The sequence below is a fragment of the Caulobacter sp. P1_B12_2 genome (assembly GCF_056406675.1).
Genome location: NZ_JBFTZS010000618.1, coordinates 1 through 2,074, shown reverse-complemented (window position 1 = coordinate 2,074; position 2,074 = coordinate 1). Strand labels below are relative to the sequence as shown.

Sequence of the window (2,074 nt, the reverse complement as noted above, 5' to 3'; positions counted from 1 at the left end):
CGTCCTCCGCCCCCTTGGGGGCGGACAGGCGGCGAAGCCGCCAGGTGGGGGCAAGGGGGTGAGCCACCACCCTGAACGGGCTTCCCTCTCCCCGCCTCCCCCACTAACCTTCCCCCGCAATTCGGGGAGACGACGATGAAGATCCTGCGCCTGGCCGCCCTCGTGCTCTGCGCCGCCCTGGCCGCCTGTTCGCCGGCCAAAAAGGAAAACACCGAGGCTCCTGGCCGCACCGCCCTGAAGCTGGCCACCGACTGGAAGGGCGAGGCCGAGCTGGGCGGCTACTATCAGGCCGTGGCCACGGGCGAGTACGCCAAGCGCGGCCTGGACGTCACCCTGATCCAGGGTGGTCCCGGCGTGAACGTGCCCCAGCTGCTGGCCACCGGCGCGGTCGATGTCGGCGTCGGCTCCAACAGCTTCATCGTCCTGAACCTGGCCAAGGAGAAGGTGCCGGTCAAAGCCGTCGCCGCCTTCATGGACAAGGACCCCCAGGTGCTGATCGCCCACGACGGCCAGGGCATCAATTCGATCGCCGACATGAAGGGCCATCCGATCCTGCTGTCGGACGCCTCGATCACCGCCTTCTGGGTGTGGCTGAAGGCCAAGCACGGCTTCACCGACGCCCAGGTGCGCAAGTACAATTACTCGGCCGCCCCGTTCCTGGCCGACAAGTCGGTGGTCCAGCAGGGCTACGCCACCTCCGAGCCCTACCTGATCCAGAAGGAGGGCAAGATCACCCCGAAGGTCTTCCTGCTGGCCGACGACGGCTATCCCGCCTACGCCTCGTTCGCCCTGGTCCCCGACGCCTTGATCGCCAAGAACCCGGCGGCGGTGAAGGCCTTCGTCGAGGCCACCGCGGCAGGCTGGACGTCGTACCTCTACGGCGACCCCAAGCCGGGCGACGCGGCGATCCTCAAGGACAACCCGGAAATGACCCAGGACGTCCTCGACCAGGCCCGCGAGAAGATGCGCTCGTACGGCATCGTCTCGCGCCAGGGCGTGGGCAAGATGGACGACGCCCGCTGGGCCGAGTTCTTCAAGGTGGCGTCCGAGCAGGGCGTCTACCCCAAGGACATGGACTACAAGAGCGCCTACACGCTGGACTTCCTGCCGAAGTGACCATCGCCCGCATAGACGCTGTCATCCCGGACAAGCGAAGCGCAGATCCGGGACCGCCGGAAGCGCGGCGCTCAGGCGTCGGTCCCGGATCTTCACGCTGCGCGCTCGTCCGGGATGACAACCTTTGAGTATCGCCGCGCTCAATCAGGTCGAGGTCGACTATCCCGGTCGCGGCCGCGCCCTGGGCCCCGTCGACCTGGCGCTGAGTCCTGGCGAGATCGTCGCCCTGGTCGGGCCGTCCGGCTGCGGCAAGTCCACGGCGCTGCGGTTGCTGGCCGGACTGGAGCCGCCGACGCGCGGAACGGTCACCCGGGCCGCCGGCAGGGGCGAGACCTCGGTGGTCTTCCAGGCCCCCACCCTGGCCCCATGGATGAGCGCGGCGGCCAATGTCGCCCTGCCGCTGGAATTGGCCGGAACGTCCAAGGTCCAGGCCCGCGCCCAGGCGGTCCAGGCCCTCGCCAAGGTCGGGCTGAAGGGCGTCGAGAACGCCCGCCCCGCCCAGCTGTCGGGCGGCATGGCCATGCGCGCCGCCCTGGCCCGCGCCTTGGTCACCCGCCCTCGCCTGCTGCTGCTGGACGAGCCGTTCGCGGCCCTGGACGAGATCACCCGCCGCGCCCTGGCCGACGACGTCCTGACCCTGGCGGCCGAACTGGCCCCGGCCGTGGTCTTCGTCACCCACAGTGTCGAGGAGGCCGTCTACATGGCGGAGCGCGTCGTCGTGATGAGCGCCGGACCAGGCCGCATCGCCGGCGAGGTAACGGTCGAGGGCCCGGTGGTCCGTCCGCCGGGCTTCCGCACGACGGCGGCGTTCCGCGAGACCGCCGAGGCGGTGTCGCGATTGCTGGCGGCCGGCGTGGGAGCAGCGGCGTGAGCGCCCTGTCCAACAAAGCCCTCACCCGCAGGGGGAGGGTCTATTGCGCATGACCCGCGTCCTCGCCCCCCTCCTCCTGTCCTCCTG

General features: G+C 70.1%; 2 protein-coding genes. Both read left to right on the top strand.

Annotated elements, in window-relative coordinates; translation table 11 throughout:
* Window positions 1-135 precede the first annotated feature (135 nt).
* Window positions 136-1,116, top strand: coding sequence for an ABC transporter substrate-binding protein (locus AC1DZ6_RS24100; protein ID WP_477099631.1), 981 nt, complete (start codon window positions 136-138; stop codon window positions 1,114-1,116).
* Between the two features lie 124 nt (window positions 1,117-1,240).
* Window positions 1,241-1,987: an ABC transporter ATP-binding protein gene (locus AC1DZ6_RS24095; protein ID WP_477099630.1), complete on the top strand. Its 747-nt coding sequence runs from the start codon at window positions 1,241-1,243 to the stop codon at window positions 1,985-1,987.
* Window positions 1,988-2,074: the final 87 nt, after the last annotated feature.

Coding starts and splice junctions, on each gene's coding strand:
- AC1DZ6_RS24100 (WP_477099631.1), top strand. CDS start 136: ATGAAGATCCTGCGCCTGGCCGCCCTCGTGCTCTGCGCCGCCCTGGCC.